We start from the raw sequence: 20,329 nt of genomic DNA, 5'->3' as shown, positions 1-20,329 counted from the left end.
CTGCAAATTTACAATTAATTCAGAATATGATAAAATTAACAATGCAACATTTTAAAATCGCAATCAGTTATCTATCAATTCTTTGCTTTTTGTTGATTTCTTTTTCGTGCGAACAGAGTAATTCAGACAACAGAGATCATTTAGTTTTTCGCTACAATGAGCATGCAAATATTACGTCGTTAGATCCTGCTTTCGCGAAAGATCAACGAAATATTTGGGCAGTTCATCAACTGTTTAATGGTTTGGTTGAAATGGATTCAGAATTAAACGTAATTCCTTCTATTTCAAAATCTTGGAGTATTTCTGAAGATGCTTTAATTTATACGTTTGCTTTGCGCGATGATATACAGTTTCACAAACACCAATTGTTTGGAAAAGATAATACGCGAACCGTAAATGCGTACGATTTTGAATATAGTTTTGGTCGAATTTTAGATGATAAATTAGCTTCTAGCGGACGCTGGATTTTTAAAAGTGTAGAAAGTTTCAAAGCAATTGACAATCAAACTTTTGAAATTACCCTGAAACAACCTTTTCCTGCTTTTTTGAGTTTATTAACGATGAAATATTGTTCGGTGGTTCCGAAAGAAATTGTGGAGCATTATGGAAATGATTTTAGAGCGAATCCAATCGGAACTGGACCTTTTCAGTTTAAGATTTGGGAAGAAAACACAAAATTAGTTTTACGCAAGAATCCGAATTATTTTGAAGAAGACGCGCAAGGAAATTCGTTGCCGTATTTAGAAGCTGTCGCGATTACTTTTTTACCCGATAAACAGAGTGAATTTTTACAGTTTGCACAAGGAAATTTAGATTTTTTGAATTCGCTTGATGCTTCCTATCAAGATGAAATTTTAGATGCTTCTGGAAAATTACGAGAAACCTACACTTCTAGGATCAACATGATTTCTGGACCGTATTTAAACACTGAATATTTAGGGATTTTTATTGGCGATAGCACTTATGTTTCAAGTCATCACTTATTACGCAAAGCGATGAATTATAGTTTTGATCGGCAGAAAATGATCACGTATTTACGAAGCGGAATCGGAACGCCAGCCATTCATGGTTTTATCCCGAAAGGTTTGCCAGGTTTTGCCAATATTAAAGGATTTGATTACGAACCTGAACTCGCTAAAAATTTAGTAACTCAATATATAAAAGAAACAGGAAATACATCGCCTGAAGTTTCTATCACAACCAACGGACAGTATTTGAATTTCTGTGAGTACATTCAGCGAGAGCTAGAAAAAATAGGAATAAAAGCTTCTATTAATGTAATTCCTGCTTCTACATTGCGAGAATTACGTTCCAAAGGAGAATTGCCAATTTTTAGAGCGAGCTGGATTGCCGATTATCCTGATGCTGAGAATTATTTATCATTATTTTATAGTAAGAATTTCACACCAAACGGTCCAAATTATACACATTTTAAACATCCACAGTTTGATGAATGGTATGAAACTGCTTTGCGCGAAACCGAAGCAAGCAAACGTGCCAAATTGTACACAAAAATGGATTCTTTGTTAATTTCGGAAGCGCCATTAATTCCTTTGTATTACGATCAAGTAGTTCGATTTACACAAAAAAACGTTTCTGGTTTGGGCATGAATGCATTGAATTTGTTAGAGTTAAAGCGTGTAAAGAAAGCTAAATAATGTAAGCTCGATAAATAAACCTTCCAAGTATCTTAGAGAATATTTATGTTAAAAACTAGCTTAATTAGCTTTTCACTTTCTTTCTCTTTGCTCGCACAAAGAATACTGAATCAAGTTCAGCACAGGCGTCAACAAAAGAAAGTGCGTTTTTCCAGAGGTGTTTTTAGTTTTTTCTCTGAAAAACTAAAACCGTATTCATTTTTCTAAATTTTTTCCAAGGCTTCAAAAATTTTTAACGAAAAATGAATACTACACTGCGGAAAAAGAATCTATTACGTGTTATTTTCACATCAAGTTTAGGTTCAATAATAAATTTTCGCTGTAACATTTTTATCTTTTTCGATACAGATATTGTATACGATTCATTTAAAGAAAGAGATTATGACAGGATTTGCAGTATATGAAGATTTAGACAGAACTAAAAGAAGACGAAGTAGAAGAACTCCTTTTGATAAAAACCAACATTATTATAAAGATGAAGGAAATACATTTACATTTCCAAAAGCTACGGAAGCGCAATTAAAAGCTGTCCGCGAAAAACTCCAAAAACAACAACGCTCCGATAGGATTAAAACTATCATTTCATTTATAGTAGCAATTCCTATTTCGATTTTCAGGGCAGAATCATACTTTTTAAGACAATATAATCATTTATTTGCCTGATTATTAATTGTTTAAGTTATCAATTATTCGTATATTATACTGATAATCAATTACTTAACTCAATGAAACCATCTGATAACTTAAAAGACATTTTTGGGCAAATACAAGACCACAGAAGCCATATAAACAAGCTTCATAATTTAGTAGATATCCTTCTTATTGGTATAATTGCAGTGATTTCTGGGGCAGAAACTTGGGAACAAATGGCTGGGTTTGCCAAATCAAAAGAACCTTTTTTAAAGAAATTCTTAGAATTACCTAACGGTATTCCTTCGAAAGTAACTATCAATAGAGTCTTTTCAGCTATTGATAGTGAACAATTTGAATCTTGTTTTATTGATTGGGTCAATTCAATTGCAAATTTAAGTAAAGGTCAAATAATTGCGATTGATGGTAAAACGATACGTGGCGCAAAGTCTCATGGTAAAAAATCGCCAATTCACATGGTTAGTGCTTGGGCTTGCGAAAACAATCTTGTTCTAGGTCAAGTTAAAACAGCTGAAAAGTCAAACGAAATTACTGCGATCCCAGAATTACTGAACATCCTTAGTATTGCAGGAAATACTATTACAATAGATGCTATGGGAACTCAAAAAGAAATTGCAAAAAAAATAATTGAACTAGATGCTGATTATATTTTAGCAGTTAAAGCAAATCAACCGCAGTTATTAGAACATATTGAAGATGAGTTTCGGTTTTCCAAACAACTAGAAACATACACTAAACATGATTTAGATCATGGGCGTATTGAAACTAGAACATGTAGCGTAATTACTGATTTTAAGTTTATTGAACAGGACAATCAATGGAAAAATTTACAAAGTATTATAAAAATAGATAGCATTCGTGAATTTAAAAATAGTGATAAAGCGACAGAAAAAGCGACACGATATTATATTTCAAGTTTACGAAATGATGCTAGTGAATTTCAATCTAAAATACGCTCGCATTGGGCGGTAGAAAATAAATTACATTGGACTTTAGATGTAGCTTTCTCTGAAGATGCTTCTAGAAAAAGAGCAGGAAATGCTGCTCAAAATTATTCTATTCTGCTTAAAATTGCTTTAAATCTATTGAAAAATGAAACCTCTAAAAAGCTATCTATGAAAAGCAAAAGACTTGAAGCTGGATGGAATGAAGACTATTTACTCAGAATATTAAATTTAAAAGTATGATTCTGCCCTGTTTCGATTTTTCTTGTAATTGGAATTATAAAATTTTGGTCGTATATTAACATTTAAAACCTCAAAACTATGCCAGTTATTGTAAGATCAGCTTCTACAGTTGCGTTTAATAATAGTAAACGTAGGTTAGAGCACAGACAAAATCAGCGAAAATTGTATCTGAAAAATGATACAGAAAAAGCTGTATATGAAGAAGCTTCAGATAGTCTGTTAAAAGATATTAGACATAGAATACAAGAACAAGAAAGATTGCGCAGACAAAGGAATATTAAGATAGGAATCATTTTTAGTATACTAGTCACGATAGTTTTTTGCTATTTTATGTTTTTTAAATCATTTGATTCAGATATATTTTCAATCTCGATTTTTAACTAAAAAAATATTTATTAAAATTTAACACTTATGTCAGGATTTGCATCATTAGCGAACAGCATTATTAGAAATAACAGGCGCAAGCGTTTGGATAAGCTTGAACGCGTAGAACGTTACATTGGCACAGAATCTTCTGTAGCTGAATATAATGAGACTTCGGAATACATGCTACATAAAATCCGAAATCGGATGCAAGAAGAACAAAAACAATCACGACGTAAAACAATCATTATATTTTCAGTAGTTGGTGTTATTTTGATTTCGGTAATGAGTTACTTTTTGTTCATACACGAATTTCCGAATGAAGTACCCTTAATTTTTCAATTTTAATTGATACGATAGAAATTTTATATAGCAAAAGCCGTTACTTTTTTATGAGTAATGGCTTTTAATGTTAAGAAAAATCTTTGTAAGGATTTCAAATCAATTATAGATTTAAATCGATATTTCATAGAACAAATTCTTAAAGTGTAGCTTATTAAACATTATTAAATTGATTAAAGCTACAATAATTGTAGGATTTTTATAAATTTTAATTTAATTTTGACTTTCAAAATACGTCAAACTAATTTTAAAAATTATGAATCTTAAGAAAATTTCAACATTAGGAAAAACGATAACAAAAGCTGAACAGCGTACTATTCTTGGTGGAAATGTAGATGAATTATCTCCTGGAACTGGTAGCTGTGCTGCTTTTAGACCTTGTACAATTCCAGGGGATCACGACGATACATGTGAAGGTGGTGATATTGTTAGAAACGTTAGTAAAGACGAAGCAAAAGCATTTGTAGCAAGTGGTGGACGTTGGTGCTGTGAAGGTTGTGGTGGTGCTTCTTGGTATTACTAGTATATTCAAAAACAATTTTCAAACTTAATAAGAAACATACTCAGTATGTTTCCTTATTTTTATACTTATGAAATATATTTCTCTATTAATTATTTTTATTTGCCTTATCGGTTGTTCAAAAAAAAAGACTTCAACTATTCAACAATCATTAAAAAAAAATGAAAATGTTGTCCTTATTTTTGGAAAACGCACGTTTGAAAAAGACACAATGTATCATAAAAATGGAAAATCATATTCCTTAAAGGGAGACCCTATTCTCTATTATTTCGATAGTTATCCGTACGAAATGAAAGAATTAAAATCGGATAATTTAGTAGAAAATGATACGGTTATTATTAATACAACTAATCAGATTTTATTAGAACATCGGTATCATTATTTTTATTCTTCAACGTATCTTGTAAAAGCGGGCGATACCATTCAATTTGAGTATAAAAATGATGCACCCTATGCTACTATTTTAAATAAGAAAGAATTGACAAAAGAATTAAATTTTGAAGTCTCTTATAATATGAAAAATGATATTTACATAAGTGATTCTCAATTTTGGGGTAAACATAGGAGACATCGAACAGATAAAGAATATGATGATTATTATGATATTTTAAAAGCTAATAGAGTCAAACAATTAACTTCTTTAGATTCTTTACATAACATAGGAAATTTTGATGCAGATTATTATGATTTATTCAAAACGAAACTCAAATACGCAATAAGTCAATTAGATTTTTCAGATATTAAAAAAGATGAAATAGAACTTAAGAATGACACCTTATTAGCGAATAAAATTTACAAACACTTTTTGCCAAGATATGTTTTTAAAGAATTTGAAATACCAATTATCAAGAAGAGAAATACACCAATGTATGATTATTTAATTGCTTTTGATTCTGTTCAAAAAAGTAATTTGTTTTCTAAAAAAATACAGAATTACCTATTGTATTATTCACTTAAAGAAATTGCCAATAATTACTCGCTAGATGATTTTAAAACATATCATAAAAAGTTTACAGAAACAGTAAAAGATACCACGCTTTTAAATTTGATAAATGATACGTATTTAACTGATTTTATTTCCTTTAAAGGAAAAATAGATGAAGTCTATTTAGTAAATGCTACAAAAGAAAAAACAACCCTGAAAGAAGTGATTGATCAATATAAAGGTAAAGTTGTTTATGTAGATTTTTGGGCAAGTTGGTGCGCTCCGTGCAGAGTTGCTATTGAACCTGCTAAGAAATTACAACGAGCATATGAAAATAAGGATTTTGTATATATATACATTTCCATAGATCAAGATTTTTCTAAATGGCAAGTTGCATCAAAAGAAGAAAATTTAATCTATTTTAGAAATAGTTTTGTCGCCGTTAATTATCCGTCTGCTTCGTTTTACAGACAGTTACAACTCAAAACGATTCCTAGATATATTATGTATGATAAAGAAGGAAACATGATTCATAAAGATGCTCCGAGTCCAAAAGGAACAGAAATTAGAGCGTTGATTGATTCGTATTTAGCTAAGTAAACTAACAGAATTATTATATACGCCAATCTCCATCATTTTTAGTTTGTGTGAAATCTTGACCAGGTTTTCCAATGTCTGAAATTTTAGGCTTTTTGCGTTCTTCTTCTGCATATTCTTTGTGCCATTTCTTTTTGAAGAGTTGATATGTTCCCCAACAAAAAAATGCGCCAATTGGTATAAATATGAGTCCTAATATTAAATCACTAACTCCCGCAAAAGGATCTTCTCCAGTAAATTCTATATAGATTCCAAGAATGATTCCAGCTATGAAAGCGCCTCCATAATAGGAAAACACGCCCAAAACACCATAAATCCAAGCAAGTTTTTGATTGTATTTTTTAGCTAATTGAAAGAATTGTTTTCCAATTAAAATGATGATGACAATCTCTATCATTTGTTACTTTTTAATCTTTACGCCACTTTTTTGTTTCTTCAAAAACATGTGTCAAAATAGCTTCGTCTTGTTCGGTGAATTCTATTTTTCGTCGCGACATCACAACTTTGCAAACTTCAAAAGCTTTTTTTGTCAAATATGTTGTAAATCCGCTTGCGCCGCCCCAACTATAACTTGGCACAAAGTTTCTTGGAAATCCTGAGCCAAATATGTTTGCGTTGACACCAACTACAGTTCCTGTGTTAAACATGGTGTTGATTCCGCATTTGCTGTGGTCGCCCATCATAAGTCCGCAAAATTGTAATCCTGTTTTGGCAAAATTTTCTGTTTCATAACTCCACAAACGCACAGGCGCGTAATTATTTTTAAGGTTTGAATTGTTACTATCTGCACCAATATTACACCATTCGCCCAAGACTGAGTTTCCTAAAAATCCATCATGTCCTTTGTTAGAATAACCCATTAATACGGAATTGTTCACTTCTCCTCCAACTTTACAAAAAGGTCCTAACGTTGTTGCGCCGTAAATTTTAGTTGCGAGTTTTAAAACTGAGTTTTCACACATTGCCAACGCACCACGAACAACACTTCCTTCCATAATTTCAGCATTTTTTCCAATGTAAATTGGTCCAGAACTTGCGTTTAACGTACAGAAATTCAAAGTTGCGCCTTCTTCTATGAATATGTTTTCAGGAGCAATTACGTTTACCGTTGCCGGAATTGGTTGTGAAGTTCTATCTCTAGTAATTAAATTAAAATCAGCTTGAATGGCTTCTGCATTCTTTGAAAAAATATCCCACGTATTTTCAATTCGCAAACATGTTGCTTCATATGAAATAACTTCATACGTCTCAAAATCAACCTCATCTTGTTCGTCTGTTGCGTGAAATGCAATAATTTCATCGCCACAAAAAATAGCTTGTTTCGCTGATAAATCTTGAATCATAGCTGTCAATTCTGCATTTGGCAAAAAAGAAGCATTAATCATTACATTTTCTTCCAATTCTACCATTGGATATTTTTCAGACAAATAATCTTCTGTAATCGTTGTGGTTGTTCCGCCAAGATACGTTTCCCACTTTTCTCTAATCGTTAATATTCCGACTCTAATATCGGCAACTGGTCGCGTGTAGGTAAATGGTAAGAGTGCGTTTCTTACGGTTCCATCAAAGAGAATATAGTTCATTATGTACTTAGTTTTTGTAAATGTAAAAAAAGGGTTGCGTTTGTAAATAGCAATATAAGTATTTTTCAAAAAAAAATGTCTCTCAGTTTCCTGAAAGACATTTAATATGTTGTGTTCAAAATTCTTATTTCTTGAATTTCGAGTATTTGTTTTTGAACTTGTCAATACGTCCTGCTGTATCTACTAACTTAGATTTACCAGTGTAAAATGGATGTGAAGTTCTTGAAATTTCTAATTTGTATAATGGATACTCAGTACCTTCGTGTTCGATAGTTTCTTTTGTTTCCACTGTAGATTTTGTAAGAAATACATCTTCGTTAGACATATCTTTAAATGCTACTACTCTGTAATTTTCTGGATGTATACCTTGTCTCATTTTCGTGATTCTTTATTATAACTTTCTCAATTTTCGAGGTGCAAATTTAATTATTATTTCTGAATTTGCAACATTTTAATAAAAATATTTTGATATTTTCTGCAACTGAATTTCTATATTTGTCTCCTGCTTAAAAAACTGTATCCATGTTTTCAAAAACATCACATTTCGGAATTGCGCTAGGAATTCTAAATATTTTATTTTTCATCCTGCAATATCAGCAAAATATTCATACCGACTCTAAAAATATCTATGCAATTTTAATGTTGCCGATTACAGTCGTATTTATAATACTTGCTATTTTAAAAGCAAATAAAGATTGGGAAGGAGAATTGTTCAGCATTCGAAAAGGATTGCAAACAGGAATTGGCGTTATTTTAGTTGGTGGACTCATCCTTTGGGTATATCAAATTATACACGCAAATTTTATAGAACCTGAATTTATTAATAGATTAGCAGCCGTTGCGCAAGAAGATTTAAAACTTGATGAGCAATTTACACCAGATCAAGTTGCTGAGAAAATAGCCTTTTTTAAAGCCAATTATAAGTTTAGTCTATTTATTGATATTGTATTGAAGAGTCTATTTACTGGATTTTTTGTTTCTTTGATTACCTCATTGGTCATCAATGCCTTTTACAAACAACGATAAAACCGTTTTATGAATATATCCGTAGTTATTCCACTACTTAACGAAGATGAGTCTTTAAAAGAACTGTATACTTGGATTGCGCGCGTAATGCATGCAAATAAGTATACGTATGAAGTACTTTTTATTGATGATGGAAGTACGGATCGTTCTTGGGAAATTATTCAAGAGTTGGCTGAAAAACATTCCGAAGTAAAAGGAATTCGTTTTTTGCAGAACTATGGAAAGTCGCAAGCGTTGCATGCAGGTTTTAATAAAGCTTTAGGCGATGTTGTCATTACAATGGATGCGGATTTACAAGACAGTCCTGACGAAATTCCTGAATTGTTCAATATGATTACAGAGAAAAAACTCGACCTAGTTTCTGGTTGGAAAAAGAAACGGTATGATTCTGTCATTGCGAAGAATATTCCATCAAAATTATTCAATTGGGCAGCGAGAAGAACTTCTGGATTAAAATTACACGATTTTAACTGCGGTTTAAAAGCATATAAAAATAGTGTGATTAAGAATGTTGACGTTTATGGCGAAATGCACAGATATATTCCTGTATTGGCTAAAAACGCAGGTTTTCACAATATTGGCGAAAAAGTTGTCATACATCAAGCACGGAAGTATGGAAAAACTAAATTTGGTTATGACCGTTTTATTAATGGTTTTTTAGATTTAATCACGATTTGGTTTTTGTCTAAATTCGGAAAACGTCCGATGCACTTATTTGGCGCATTAGGCGTATTAATGTTTATGATTGGATTGGCTTCTGCCGGATATATCGGAATTACAAAATTATACAAACTTGCGTATGATTTACCAGCAATTTTAGTAACTGATAATCCTTGGTTTTATATTTCTTTAGCAACCATGATTATTGGAACTCAGTTTTTCTTAGCTGGATTTTTAGGCGAAATTGTATTGCGAAGTAAACGCGATAAGGAACGTTATAAGATTAGTGAAACAGAGAATTTTTAATATTTAATTAGTCTTAATTCAATAGAGATTAGAAAACTTTTCTGATTTTTCAAGCAAAATTCTTAATTAAAAACATCATTTCTTGTTTATTCTTTTCTTTCTCTTTGTTCGCACAAAGAAAAGAAACAAAAGAAAGTGCGCTTTTCCAGAGGTGTTTTTAGCCGAAAAGGCTAAAACCGAATTCATTTTTCTAAATTTTTTCCAAGGCTTCAAAAATTCTTAACGAAAAATGATTTCTACACTGCGGAAAAGAATATTTCGTGCAAAATTAACGTTTCAAGGTTACATTTCCTTTAATGATTCTTCCGTTTTCAAGAGTTAACTTATACCAATAATCGCCAGAAGGCAACCGAGCACCTTTGTAAGTTCCGTCCCATTCTGTGTCTGCTTTGATGTAGTTTAAATTTTTTCCATATCTATCATACAATTCAATAGTTGCATTCGGATAATATTCTTTCTGAAGTAATTGCCACGTATCATTAAAGCTATCGCCATTTGGTGTGAAGAATTTCGGAAATCCTCCAACTAAAATGGTTTCTGAAGCTGCATTACATTCGCCACGACGCACTACAATGTCATAAATGCCAGGATATATATTCACAAATTCGTTATTTTCTGAAAACGAATTTCCTCCATTGATAGAATACGTAATATTTTCTGGATCATTCTCGTCTGCAACTACTATTTTTATGGTGTTTACAGCTTGAAAGTCTGCTACTTCTATACGATCAATAGTTAATGGAGGTTCTTCAGTAACAACATACGAAATTTGCTTTTCGCAACCTGCACTATTTGAAACTGTAACGGTATACACACCAGTTTCCGTTACCGTAATTGCGGGCGTAATTTCGTTTGTAGACCATACATAACTGGCAAAATTTTCCTCAAAAGACAATTCTACGGAAGTGCCATTACCAGTACATAAAAATGCTTCCTGATCGCCAATTATTGGCTGACCAACGATATTAATCTCAATACTTCCAATAAATCCGCATTCGGTTCCGTACGAAACTCTGAAAAACAGTTCTCCGTTTGTGTTGACATTTACAGGAGAGAAATTTGTGAGTTGATTGTTTTGTAATAACGCGTCGTTTCTTGTATTGTAAATTCCGATTGTTGCGCCAGGGAAATCATTTTCTAACGTATCTTCTATTTGTGTAACGGAAATACTGGTGCCATTTAGTTCGCACACATCAATCGTAGTATGTAGTCCTAAGTTGGTATTTGAGTTTACTTTTAGTCGCACTTGCGTGATCGCAAAACAGTCTACATACGAAAAAACGCGTGCATATAATATTTGCTCGTTTACACTATTTGCATAGAAATCATTTGTCAACGTATTTTCGTTCATTTGCGCATCCGTTATGTTTTCAAAAAATAAAACATCTATATTAGAATTACCATTATCTTCTTCTATAATAGCAACTGCTTGTTGCAGATTAAATATTGATAAACCATCGCTATCATTGTCATCAGCGTCGCATTGTTCAATTGTAAATAACGAATTTATAGTTGGTGTTTCTTGAATGACTACGATTTCAGTAAATTGCTGATTTGGCACATTTGAAAACGTCACATTCGCGGTTACTGTAAACGATCCAGCATTAGAAAACGTATGTGTTGGCGAAATTACAGAAGACATGCTGTTATTTCCAGATGCTGGATCGCCAAAATTCCAATCGATTCCAGTAATATCATTTTCAGAAGCTATTGCAAACGTAGTTTCATCTCCAAAACAGAAATTTTCAATTGTTGCAATACTTTCATAATACGATTGTACAGCGGCAGGCAATCCAAAACGTGCAAAATGCAATCCTAAATCCACACTTTCAAAGTCAAAATCACAGGCAGCACCAAGTAAATTTGGCGTATTTACCGTTGAGATTCTATTTCCTGGTAAGGAATGATAAATTCGTTTGTCCATTCCTAATTGTAAACTTCCAGCCAAAGACGATATTACTAGACCTTGCACATAATCATACACAATGTATTTTGTATTCGGAACATCCGTTGAAGTTACATCATATTGTTGCAATTGCATGTTTGCGAACGAATTTCCTCCAGAAAATAATTTTCCAGAAGCGTATAGTTTTGTAGAATTCGAAGAAAATTCAACACCATAAAACATCAAATCATCTCCTAAAAAATCTTCGTTAGTGACAAATCCCGTTGTACTATCAAAATCATACAAATACAACGAACCAGCTTGATCTGGCTCAAATAATGTATGTACAATAGCTAATTTTGTTCCGTTAGGAGAAATTTTCATATTTCCTCTAATATTTTTATAATCAGGAACAGAATGTGCTGTGTTAGAAACCACAGGAATTGTATTGACGCCAGCCGAAGTTACTTTGAACGAAAAAAACTGATTGTTACGATGTGTAATTACCCAAAAATTTCCGTCAGAACTCAGCGCTGCACTTACCTTTTCGGATGTATTTGGTAATAAATTTATGTTTTTCATGGTTACTGCGCCCATTCCGCCACTTAAAGTCATATCGACAATGGAATAATTAAATCCATTACTTTGACCCGAAATTATATCATACGAATCCACAACATCAGTTGTAAAAATGTAATATATATTTGAATTCGCAGGGTTTGGAATTATGATACACGATTGTGTACTGGACAAACTTCCAATTAAGTCCGTTCCGTTTGGCATTATTTCGTGCATTCTGTTCCATACTGTAACTCCATCTGTGTAGAATAACAGTGCTCCATTTGCGTCAGAAATCGTTGAGCAACCTTCAAGCGTATTTACCTGACCAGCATCTAATACGATTGGTGTTCCCGTATTAAAATTTAGTCCAGCATTTACACCAAAAAACCAATGAGCAGTTTCTCGTTGCGCGCTTACTGAGATACAAAAAAAGAGAAGTATGCAAAAGAGTTTTAGAGAATTTTCTTTCATATCAATCATAGCAATACATTAAAGTTATCTAAAATATCTAATGTATCAAAATAGAAACCAAATGAATTCATTATTTTAGCAACTTAAATACCTATACATGACAAAGATTGACGCTAAAATTTTGGAGAAAGCAACTGCTTGGCTAGCTCCAAATTTTGATTCAGATACGCAAACAAAAGTGCAACAACTTATAGATAACAATCCAAAAGAATTGACTGAAAGTTTTTACCAAAACTTAGCTTTTGGAACTGGCGGAATGCGCGGCGTTATGGGGCCTGGAACGAATAGAATCAATAAATACACGTTAGGGAAAAATACACAAGGACTAAGTAATTATCTCAAAAAAATATACCCAAATCAACAATTAAAAGTTGCCATTGCATACGATTGCAGACACAATAGTAAATCGCTTGCAGAAACGGTTGCAGCTGTATTTTCAGCGAATGATATTCAAGTATATTTATTTTCAGATTTACGTCCGACTCCAGAATTATCGTTTGCAGTAAAATATTTAAATTGTCATGCAGGAATTGTGTTGACAGCATCACACAATCCGCCAGAATACAATGGTTATAAAGTGTATTGGACAGATGGCGGACAAATTGTTCCACCAGAAGATGAAGAAATTATTCAAGAAATTAATGCCTTAGATTTTGCTCAAATCAAGTTTGAAGCAAAAAATGATTTGATTCATTTGATTGATGCCGAAGTCGATGAAGCTTTCGCGAACGCAAGTGTGGCAAACGCAGATTTTAAATCTCCTGAAAAGGATAACTTAAATATCGTGTTTACCTCTTTGCACGGAACTTCGATCACATTAATTCCAGAAGTTTTGAAAAAAGCTGGCTATAAAAATGTTCATATTGTTGAAGAACAAGCAACACCTGATGGCGATTTTCCTACGGTAGTTTCTCCAAATCCTGAAGAACCAGAAGCATTAAAAATGGCGTTGGAATTGGCTGATAAGGTAAATGCCGATATCGTAATTGGAACAGATCCAGATGGTGATCGTTTGGGAGTTGCTGTCCGTGATTTGGATGGAAATATGATAATCGTAAATGGAAATCAAACGATGGTTGTAATGACCGATTTCTTGTTGCAACAATGGAAAAATAACAATAAAATAAACGGAAAACAATTTATTGGTTCTACGATTGTGTCTACACCAATGATGGGAAAATTAGCGGAAGCATATAAGGTAGAATGTAAAATTGGCTTGACAGGTTTTAAATGGATTGCCAAAATGATTAAAGATTTTCCAGAACTTGAATTTATTGGCGGCGGCGAAGAAAGTTTCGGATTTATGACAGGTGATTTTGTACGTGATAAAGATGCAGTTACTGCTACATTATTGGCATGTGAGATTGCCGCACAAGCAAAAGTTGATGGAAGTTCTTTTTATGCGTCTTTGATTGACATGTACGTTTCTCACGGATTTTACAAAGAGAAATTAGTTTCTTTAGTAAAAAAAGGAATGGATGGCGCCGCTGAAATCAAGCAAACAATGATTGATTTACGTGAAAATCCGTTAACAACTATTGATGGTTCTAAAGTAATCAGAATTGAAGATTATCAAACTGCAACTACAACCAACATGGAAACTGGTAAAACATCTAAAATTCAGATTCCAAAATCAAACGTATTAATTTATTACACGGCTGATGGCACTCAAATTGCCGCGCGCCCAAGTGGTACAGAACCTAAAATAAAATTCTACTTTAGTGTGAATCTGCCTTTAGCAAACAAAGCTGATTTTGAAGCTGTAGAAAAACAACTCGATGCAAAAATTGATCGCATCGTACTAGAAATGAAACTTAACTAATGAATTATATCAAAAAAATATTGCGCTTTGCAATACCTTATAAAAAATATGCGTATTTAAATATTTTCTTTAATGTACTTTACGCTTTGTTTAGCACACTAGGAATGGTTGCTTTAATTCCAATGCTTACCGTACTTTTTGATGAAGGAGAAAAACTAACTGAAAAACCAATTTTTGATGGTAATATCAAAGATTATTTAGAAAATTATCTAAATTACTTTATCACGACAACTTCTGAATCTGAAGGAGAAATAAACACATTGATGTATATGATCATTTTGATTGTCGTGCTGTTTTTCTTTAGAAACATATTTGGCTACTTGGCAATGTATTTTATTACATTTTTACGAAACGGAATTTTGAAAGATGTTCGAAATGAATTGTATGATAAAATCATGGAATTACCAATTTCTTTTTACTCAGAGAAAAGAAAAGGTGATGTCATTGCGCGTACTTCTGCTGATGTAGGAGAAATTCAAAACTCGTTTTTATCCGTATTGGAACTTGTAGTTAAAGAACCTTTGACAATTTTATTTACGATTGGCGCTATGTTTTTCATCAGTCCAAAACTGACACTTTTTGTATTTATTTTTATTCCGGTTTCTGGTTTTATTATTTCTGCGGTTGGAAAAAAATTAAAGAAACATTCTGAAAATACCCAAAAAGAACAAGGAATCTTTTTATCACATTTAGAAGAAACATTAGGAGGATTGCGCGTGATTAAAGGATTTAATGGAGAATCTTACTTTGGTGACCGTTTCAAAGAATCTACGTATCGATTTTTTAGTTTTTCAAATAAATTATTAAACAGACAAAATTTAGCTTCTCCAATAAGTGAGTTTTTAGGAATTGTCATTATTGCTGTACTTCTTTGGTATGGAGGAAATATGGTATTGGTCGAAAATACGTTGAAAGCCAGTGCATTTATCGCATATATTGGATTATCATGGCAAATTTTAACACCAGCAAAAGCAATTTCAAAAGCATCTTACAGTGTGAAAAGAGGAAATGCTGCTGCTGATCGTGTATTGGAAATTTTAGAAACAGAAAGTCCTATTGCAGATGTACCAAATGCAAAAGTAAAAGAAGGTTTTAATTCAGAAATAACATTAAGAAATATTTCTTTTAAATATGATGAAACGTACGTATTGAAAGACTTTACACTAACAGTTCCGAAAGGGAAAACAGTTGCCTTAGTTGGACAATCGGGAAGTGGAAAGAGTACGATTGCAAATCTTGTAACGCGTTTTTATGATGTAAACGAAGGAAGTATTGAAGTTGATGGCGAGAATATAAAAACACTCACCAAACATTCTTTACGTGGCTTAATGGGACTCGTAACGCAAGATTCTATCCTTTTTAATGAAACGATTCGTAATAACGTGAAACTTGGAAAACAAGACGCAACCGACGAAGAAGTGATTGCTGCATTGAAAATCGCAAATGCGTGGGAATTTGTAAAGGATTTACCTCTAGTTCTCGATCATAATGTGGGAGATTCTGGTGGAAAATTATCTGGAGGACAAAAACAACGTTTGAGTATTGCCAGAGCCGTTTTAAAGAATCCGCCAATTATGATTTTGGATGAAGCAACTTCTGCACTAGATACCGAAAGCGAACGTTTGGTACAAGTCGCGCTTGAAAATATGATGAAGAATAGAACTTCCATCGTCATTGCACATAGATTGTCTACGATTCAGAATGCAGATGTGATTGTTGTGATGCAAAAAGGCGAAATTGTAGAACAAGGAACGCATGAAGAGTTGATTAGCAACAATATGGTGTATACGAAGTTGGTGCAGATGCAGTCGATATAGTTGTTTTTTTGTTTTTTTGTCTATTCGTTTTTTGTTGGTTTTAGGTTTTAGGTTTTAAAATTATTTTTTACATTTAAAATTCAACATTTAACATTTCACACCTTTAGATTAAACTATTTCTTTTTTTTAACGTCTAAACATCAAACGCAATTAATTGAACGTCGTAGAAACCACTCTTATTGATGATTTGAAGAATCCGAAAACGCAAGAAAAGGCGTTTCGAGAGCTTGTGTCTACGTATAAAGAGCGTTTGTATTGGCATATTCGAAGAATGGTAACGAGTCATGAAGACACCGATGATGTACTTCAAAATACGTTTGTTAAAGTGTTTAGAAGTATTGATAAGTTTAAAGGCGACAGTAAATTATATTCTTGGATGTACCGAATTGCAACGAATGAATCGATTACGTTTATTAATCAGCGCGCAAAAAAATCAGGAATTTCTTCGGAAGAATTGAAAGATCATTTGGTTAATAATTTACAAGCCGATGTATATTTTGAAGGCGACGAAATTCAGTTGCAACTGCAAAAAGCGATTGCAATTTTACCACAGAAACAACAACTTGTTTTTACGATGCGTTATTTTGACGATATAAAATACAAAGATATGAGCGAAATTTTAGATACATCAGTTGGCGCATTGAAAGCTTCGTATCATCATGCAGTGAAAAAAATAGAAAATTATTTAACGGATTAAACCTTTTATCCTATTTAGAGTCAAACCATTGTGAAAAATAAAAAATTACATATCAACAAAAATTCAGGATTTACAACGCCAAAAGATTATTTTGAGACGTTTGAAGATCGTCTTTTTGATAGCATAAAAACAGAAACGATCATTCCAAAAGAAGAAGGATTTAAAGTTCCTGACACTTATTTTGATGGTTTGGAAGATTCACTTTCAGCACAATTATTTTCAAGTGAAAACGAAACAAAAGTAATTCCATTAAATACTAAGAAAAGTTTCCTAAAGTATATTGGATATGCTGCTGCAGCGTGTGTTTTATTTTTGGGTGCGATCAATTTTTTCCAAGATGAAACCGTCGATAATTCTATTGATAGTGTTGTAAATAGTGAAATTAATACGTTTATTGAGAATGATTTAATCGCATTGAATAATTACGAATTAATGACTGCTTTTGAAGAAGAAAACATTGACGTTTCTAGCCTTTTTGAAGTGAGTTTAAACGAAACAGAAACGATAGATTATTTGGAAAATACCATAGATCCTTATGATTTATTAATTGAATAAAATATAAAAAAATGAAACTATATACTACACTCTTTTTTTTATGTTTTGGGCTCTTTGCAGGAATGGCGCAAAACGGTAATTTTGGCAAAAAAAACAAAGAAAAAATTAAGGTATTAAAGATTGCTTTTTTTACGGAAAATTTGGATTTAACTGAAAAGGAAGCACAACAATTTTGGCCTGTTTACAACACGTATGACGATAAAAATCATGAGTTGCGTGTGAAAGGAATGAACAAGATAAAGAGAGACGTAAACAATTTCGAAAGCATGACGGAAGCAGAAGCAATAATTATCTTGAATAGAATTGAAGCGCTGGAAATGCAAGTTTATGAAAACAACAGAGCGTTAATGAAAAAACTCAGAGGAATTCTTCCTGCAAAAAAGATTATCCGCCTGAAAAAAGCAGAACGCGATTTTAATAGAAAACTGATGAAACAGTTTCGAGATAAACACGATAAAAATAAATCAATGCCCTAAAAAACCTAGAATACTTTTGTATTCTTAACCGCATTGATTAGAAAAGAGCATTTCCTTTAAACAGAAATGCTCTTTTTGTTTTGAAGTTGAAGTTAAAATCGTTATAACCCTTTTCAGGTAGATTTTTACTTTCGATTGAATAACAATTTAGCAATTCTATTTTTCCCCGCCGCATACGCCGTAGAATCATTTAGGAAACGAATTGTGTAGAATCCTTCGTCGGAGAGTTGTTTCCAAGTATTTCCTGCATCGTTAGAATAATCAATTCCTTTGAAACCAACAGCAATCAATTCTTTTGCATTACTATTTGGCACATATTGCACACAGCTTCTATAGCCTGGATTTTGATTTTTAGCAACGATTTTCCACGTTTTTCCGCCATTGGAAGTTCTGATTTTGTTTGCTTCGTTTGCGTCCGCTTTTGTATAATCGCCACCAATGGCGAATCCGTTTTTAGCATCATAGAAATCTACTGAATACATTCCTGTGGTTTCTATTCCTTGAATTATTGGCGTTTCAAATACTTCCCACGTGTTTCCTTTATCTGCCGAATATAGAATTCTACTCGCCTTTCCTCCTGTTGCAATCCAAGTTTCGTTTCCTATAATTGAAATATTTGTATTACTTGCGGCAAAAGCAGCTTCTCCAGCTATTGCTTTTGGTAAATTATCGCAGGAAATTTTCTTCCATGTATTTCCGCCATCACGCGTAATTATGATACTTATGCAATCTTCTGTCGGATCGCCCATGACAATTCCCTCTTTATCATTCCAGAAAGCAATTGCATCGTAAAATACTTTTTCGTTTGTTTCTTCGTAGACTAATTTCACAGTTCCATCAGTCGAAATTTTATATAGTAATGCAGGATTGGCAATGCTAATTCCAAACGTGTGTTCATTCGCGAAAGCGACAGCTCTAAAACTCACATTGAGCGAATCAGCTACTTTTCCTTTTAATAGATTTTTATGTTGGTTTGAAGTTGTATTGTAATGTCCAATCGTAGTTTTGTTTCCGCCATATACCAAATCGTTTTCAGGTGTAATTGCAATTGCTCTGATACTGATAGAATCATTAAAAATAGTTTGAATAGAAACCTCAGCAATTGCTTTTTCAGGTTGTTTTGCTACTTCCTTTTTCTTTTCAGAACAAGAAAAAAATAATGTTAGGATACAAACGGAAATTATAGAGCGCATAGTTATGATTTGTTAGGATTGAAGATGGATTTTCCAACTGCTTTGATGGAAATAATATTCAGCGGAAATTCCATAAATACATGTAAAAAACTCAAGAATAGCAATACGATTAAACCAATTTTATAGTTGTAAAAGTATAATCCAACAGAAAAAATCCATAGTAAAATTATAGTGATTGAACGTTTTTTAGAAAGCTTTTTATGCCAGCCAATTACGGTAGTTTTTGAAAACCAGTTTAGGTAATGATACGTGTATGCAAACGCAATGAATATTTGAATTTTGATGTCTACTAATTTATTAAAAGCAAAGGGTTTTCCGTCTGAAAGTCCCAGTACTTCTGCAAGCTTTATGTTCAATATATAAAAATTATTTTCTGCATAAATTCTTTGTGTATCAATTTTGATACTATATGATAAGGTTGAAATTGAGAGAAAAACGATAATGAATGGAATGACGGCGAGTAAGATGACATTGAAATATCCGATGCGACTTTTTGATTTTAGATTTCCATACCACATAAATATCAATGTAAAAAGATATACATGAATAACTGTTGGCAACAATATTCCAATGATTAAATGATAGAATGGGAAAAAGTGAAATAATACCGCGAATAGCACGCCAACACTTAACACAATATATTGATGCTTTTTCGATTTTACAACCGTGAATGCAATAGCCGCTACAATTGCCAAAAAGAGTCCAGCATTGAAATATAGCGGAAGTTTACGCATTATGTATTGTACAGCAGTATTGTTTTGATATTGATCGAGATACGGAAGTTGAAATAAGGCAGGTATTGAAATTAAAAAGGCTGCTATGATGATGAGGTAAATCCAGAGTTTATTGACTACAAAGTAGTTTTTATCGCGAATCCAATTTATTTCTGTGAAGTAATGCAACGGACCTAAGATTGCATATGACAATAAGAAAAGTTCAAAAGGCAACCAACAAGCTAATAGGAATGAGAGGATAATTAATCCTGTGTTTAGAAAGTCTATATTGAGCGTTTTCATAGTTTTTAAAAATAGAAA

20 protein-coding genes are annotated in these 20,329 nt (G+C 32.6%); 14 read left to right on the top strand and 6 right to left on the bottom strand.

Features of this window, described 5'->3' with window-relative positions:
* The first annotated feature begins 41 nt into the window (after nt 1–41).
* The 7 genes from IMCC3317_RS20970 to IMCC3317_RS20940 all read left to right on the top strand — a co-directional run bounded on the left by IMCC3317_RS20970 (nt 42) and on the right by IMCC3317_RS20940 (nt 6,246).
* The gene (locus IMCC3317_RS20970) at nt 42–1,658 is read left to right on the top strand and encodes an ABC transporter substrate-binding protein (RefSeq protein ID WP_160131428.1); all 1,617 of its coding nucleotides are present in this window, start codon (nt 42–44) and stop codon (nt 1,656–1,658) included.
* Nucleotides 1,659–2,039: 381 nt separating this feature from the next.
* Nucleotides 2,040–2,321: a hypothetical protein gene (locus tag IMCC3317_RS20965; RefSeq protein WP_160131427.1), complete on the top strand. Its 282-nt coding sequence runs from the start codon at nt 2,040–2,042 to the stop codon at nt 2,319–2,321.
* Nucleotides 2,322–2,383: 62 nt separating this feature from the next.
* Entirely contained in the window at nt 2,384–3,496 is a 1,113-nt protein-coding gene (locus IMCC3317_RS20960; protein ID WP_160128944.1) for an ISAs1 family transposase, read from the top strand.
* Between the two features lie 78 nt (nt 3,497–3,574).
* Nucleotides 3,575–3,880 carry a hypothetical protein gene (locus tag IMCC3317_RS20955; protein ID WP_160131426.1) on the top strand — a complete coding sequence of 102 codons (306 nt, stop codon included), beginning with the start codon at nt 3,575–3,577 and terminating at the stop codon, nt 3,878–3,880.
* A 27-nt stretch (nt 3,881–3,907) separates the two neighbouring features.
* Entirely contained in the window at nt 3,908–4,207 is a 300-nt protein-coding gene (locus tag IMCC3317_RS20950; RefSeq protein WP_160131425.1) for a hypothetical protein, read from the top strand.
* Between the two features lie 250 nt (nt 4,208–4,457).
* The gene (locus IMCC3317_RS20945) at nt 4,458–4,724 is read left to right on the top strand and encodes a hypothetical protein (RefSeq protein WP_160131424.1); all 267 of its coding nucleotides are present in this window, start codon (nt 4,458–4,460) and stop codon (nt 4,722–4,724) included.
* Between the two features lie 67 nt (nt 4,725–4,791).
* The gene (locus IMCC3317_RS20940) at nt 4,792–6,246 is read left to right on the top strand and encodes a TlpA family protein disulfide reductase (protein ID WP_160131423.1); all 1,455 of its coding nucleotides are present in this window, start codon (nt 4,792–4,794) and stop codon (nt 6,244–6,246) included.
* Between the two features lie 13 nt (nt 6,247–6,259).
* Here the strand turns inward: IMCC3317_RS20940 and IMCC3317_RS20935 are convergent, their stop codons facing one another.
* The 3 genes from IMCC3317_RS20935 to IMCC3317_RS20925 all read right to left on the bottom strand — a co-directional run bounded on the left by IMCC3317_RS20935 (nt 6,260) and on the right by IMCC3317_RS20925 (nt 8,202).
* Nucleotides 6,260–6,640 (bottom strand): hypothetical protein, encoded by a 381-nt coding sequence (locus tag IMCC3317_RS20935; protein ID WP_160131422.1) that lies wholly within the window; start codon nt 6,638–6,640, stop codon nt 6,260–6,262.
* Between the two features lie 10 nt (nt 6,641–6,650).
* Complete coding sequence (locus IMCC3317_RS20930) at nt 6,651–7,826, bottom strand: GlmU family protein (protein ID WP_160131421.1); 1,176 nt, start codon at nt 7,824–7,826, stop codon at nt 6,651–6,653.
* A gap of 124 nt (nt 7,827–7,950) precedes the next feature.
* A complete protein-coding gene (locus tag IMCC3317_RS20925; RefSeq protein WP_160131420.1) occupies nt 7,951–8,202 on the bottom strand; it encodes a type B 50S ribosomal protein L31 in 252 nt (83 codons plus the stop codon).
* Between the two features lie 146 nt (nt 8,203–8,348).
* Between IMCC3317_RS20925 and IMCC3317_RS20920 the strand changes: the two genes are divergently transcribed.
* Nucleotides 8,349–8,852 carry a DUF4199 domain-containing protein gene (locus tag IMCC3317_RS20920; protein ID WP_160131419.1) on the top strand — a complete coding sequence of 168 codons (504 nt, stop codon included), beginning with the start codon at nt 8,349–8,351 and terminating at the stop codon, nt 8,850–8,852.
* Between the two features lie 9 nt (nt 8,853–8,861).
* Nucleotides 8,862–9,818, top strand: a complete 957-nt coding sequence (locus IMCC3317_RS20915; RefSeq protein WP_160131418.1) for a glycosyltransferase family 2 protein — start codon at nt 8,862–8,864, stop codon at nt 9,816–9,818.
* Nucleotides 9,819–10,086: 268 nt separating this feature from the next.
* Here IMCC3317_RS20915 and IMCC3317_RS20910 read toward each other — a convergent pair whose 3' ends face one another.
* Complete coding sequence (locus IMCC3317_RS20910; protein ID WP_160131417.1) at nt 10,087–12,744, bottom strand: T9SS type B sorting domain-containing protein; 2,658 nt, start codon at nt 12,742–12,744, stop codon at nt 10,087–10,089.
* 88 nt (nt 12,745–12,832) lie between these two features.
* Here IMCC3317_RS20910 and IMCC3317_RS20905 point away from each other — a divergent pair, with 88 nt between their 5' ends.
* From IMCC3317_RS20905 to IMCC3317_RS20885, 5 genes are all read left to right on the top strand, one after another.
* Entirely contained in the window at nt 12,833–14,557 is a 1,725-nt protein-coding gene (locus IMCC3317_RS20905) for a phospho-sugar mutase (protein ID WP_160131416.1), read from the top strand.
* Nucleotides 14,557–16,374 carry an ABC transporter ATP-binding protein gene (locus IMCC3317_RS20900; protein ID WP_160131415.1) on the top strand — a complete coding sequence of 606 codons (1,818 nt, stop codon included), beginning with the start codon at nt 14,557–14,559 and terminating at the stop codon, nt 16,372–16,374. The genes IMCC3317_RS20905 and IMCC3317_RS20900 overlap by 1 nt, the downstream gene beginning before the upstream one ends.
* Nucleotides 16,375–16,528: 154 nt before the next feature.
* Nucleotides 16,529–17,071, top strand: coding sequence for an RNA polymerase sigma factor (locus IMCC3317_RS20895; protein ID WP_160131414.1), 543 nt, complete (start codon nt 16,529–16,531; stop codon nt 17,069–17,071).
* Between the two features lie 30 nt (nt 17,072–17,101).
* Entirely contained in the window at nt 17,102–17,626 is a 525-nt protein-coding gene (locus IMCC3317_RS20890) for a hypothetical protein (RefSeq protein ID WP_160131413.1), read from the top strand.
* An 11-nt stretch (nt 17,627–17,637) separates the two neighbouring features.
* Nucleotides 17,638–18,102: a sensor of ECF-type sigma factor gene (locus IMCC3317_RS20885; RefSeq protein WP_160131412.1), complete on the top strand. Its 465-nt coding sequence runs from the start codon at nt 17,638–17,640 to the stop codon at nt 18,100–18,102.
* Between the two features lie 125 nt (nt 18,103–18,227).
* Here IMCC3317_RS20885 and IMCC3317_RS20880 read toward each other — a convergent pair whose 3' ends face one another.
* Entirely contained in the window at nt 18,228–19,295 is a 1,068-nt protein-coding gene (locus IMCC3317_RS20880; RefSeq protein ID WP_160131411.1) for a WD40/YVTN/BNR-like repeat-containing protein, read from the bottom strand.
* Nucleotides 19,296–19,297: 2 nt separating this feature from the next.
* Nucleotides 19,298–20,311 (bottom strand): hypothetical protein, encoded by a 1,014-nt coding sequence (locus tag IMCC3317_RS20875; RefSeq protein WP_160131410.1) that lies wholly within the window; start codon nt 20,309–20,311, stop codon nt 19,298–19,300.
* Between the last annotated feature and the right edge of the window lie 18 nt (nt 20,312–20,329).

It is taken from the genome of Kordia antarctica (assembly GCF_009901525.1).
Classification (GTDB): Bacteria; Bacteroidota; Bacteroidia; order Flavobacteriales; family Flavobacteriaceae; genus Kordia; species Kordia antarctica.
This window is presented reverse-complemented; position numbering and strand designations above follow the sequence as displayed.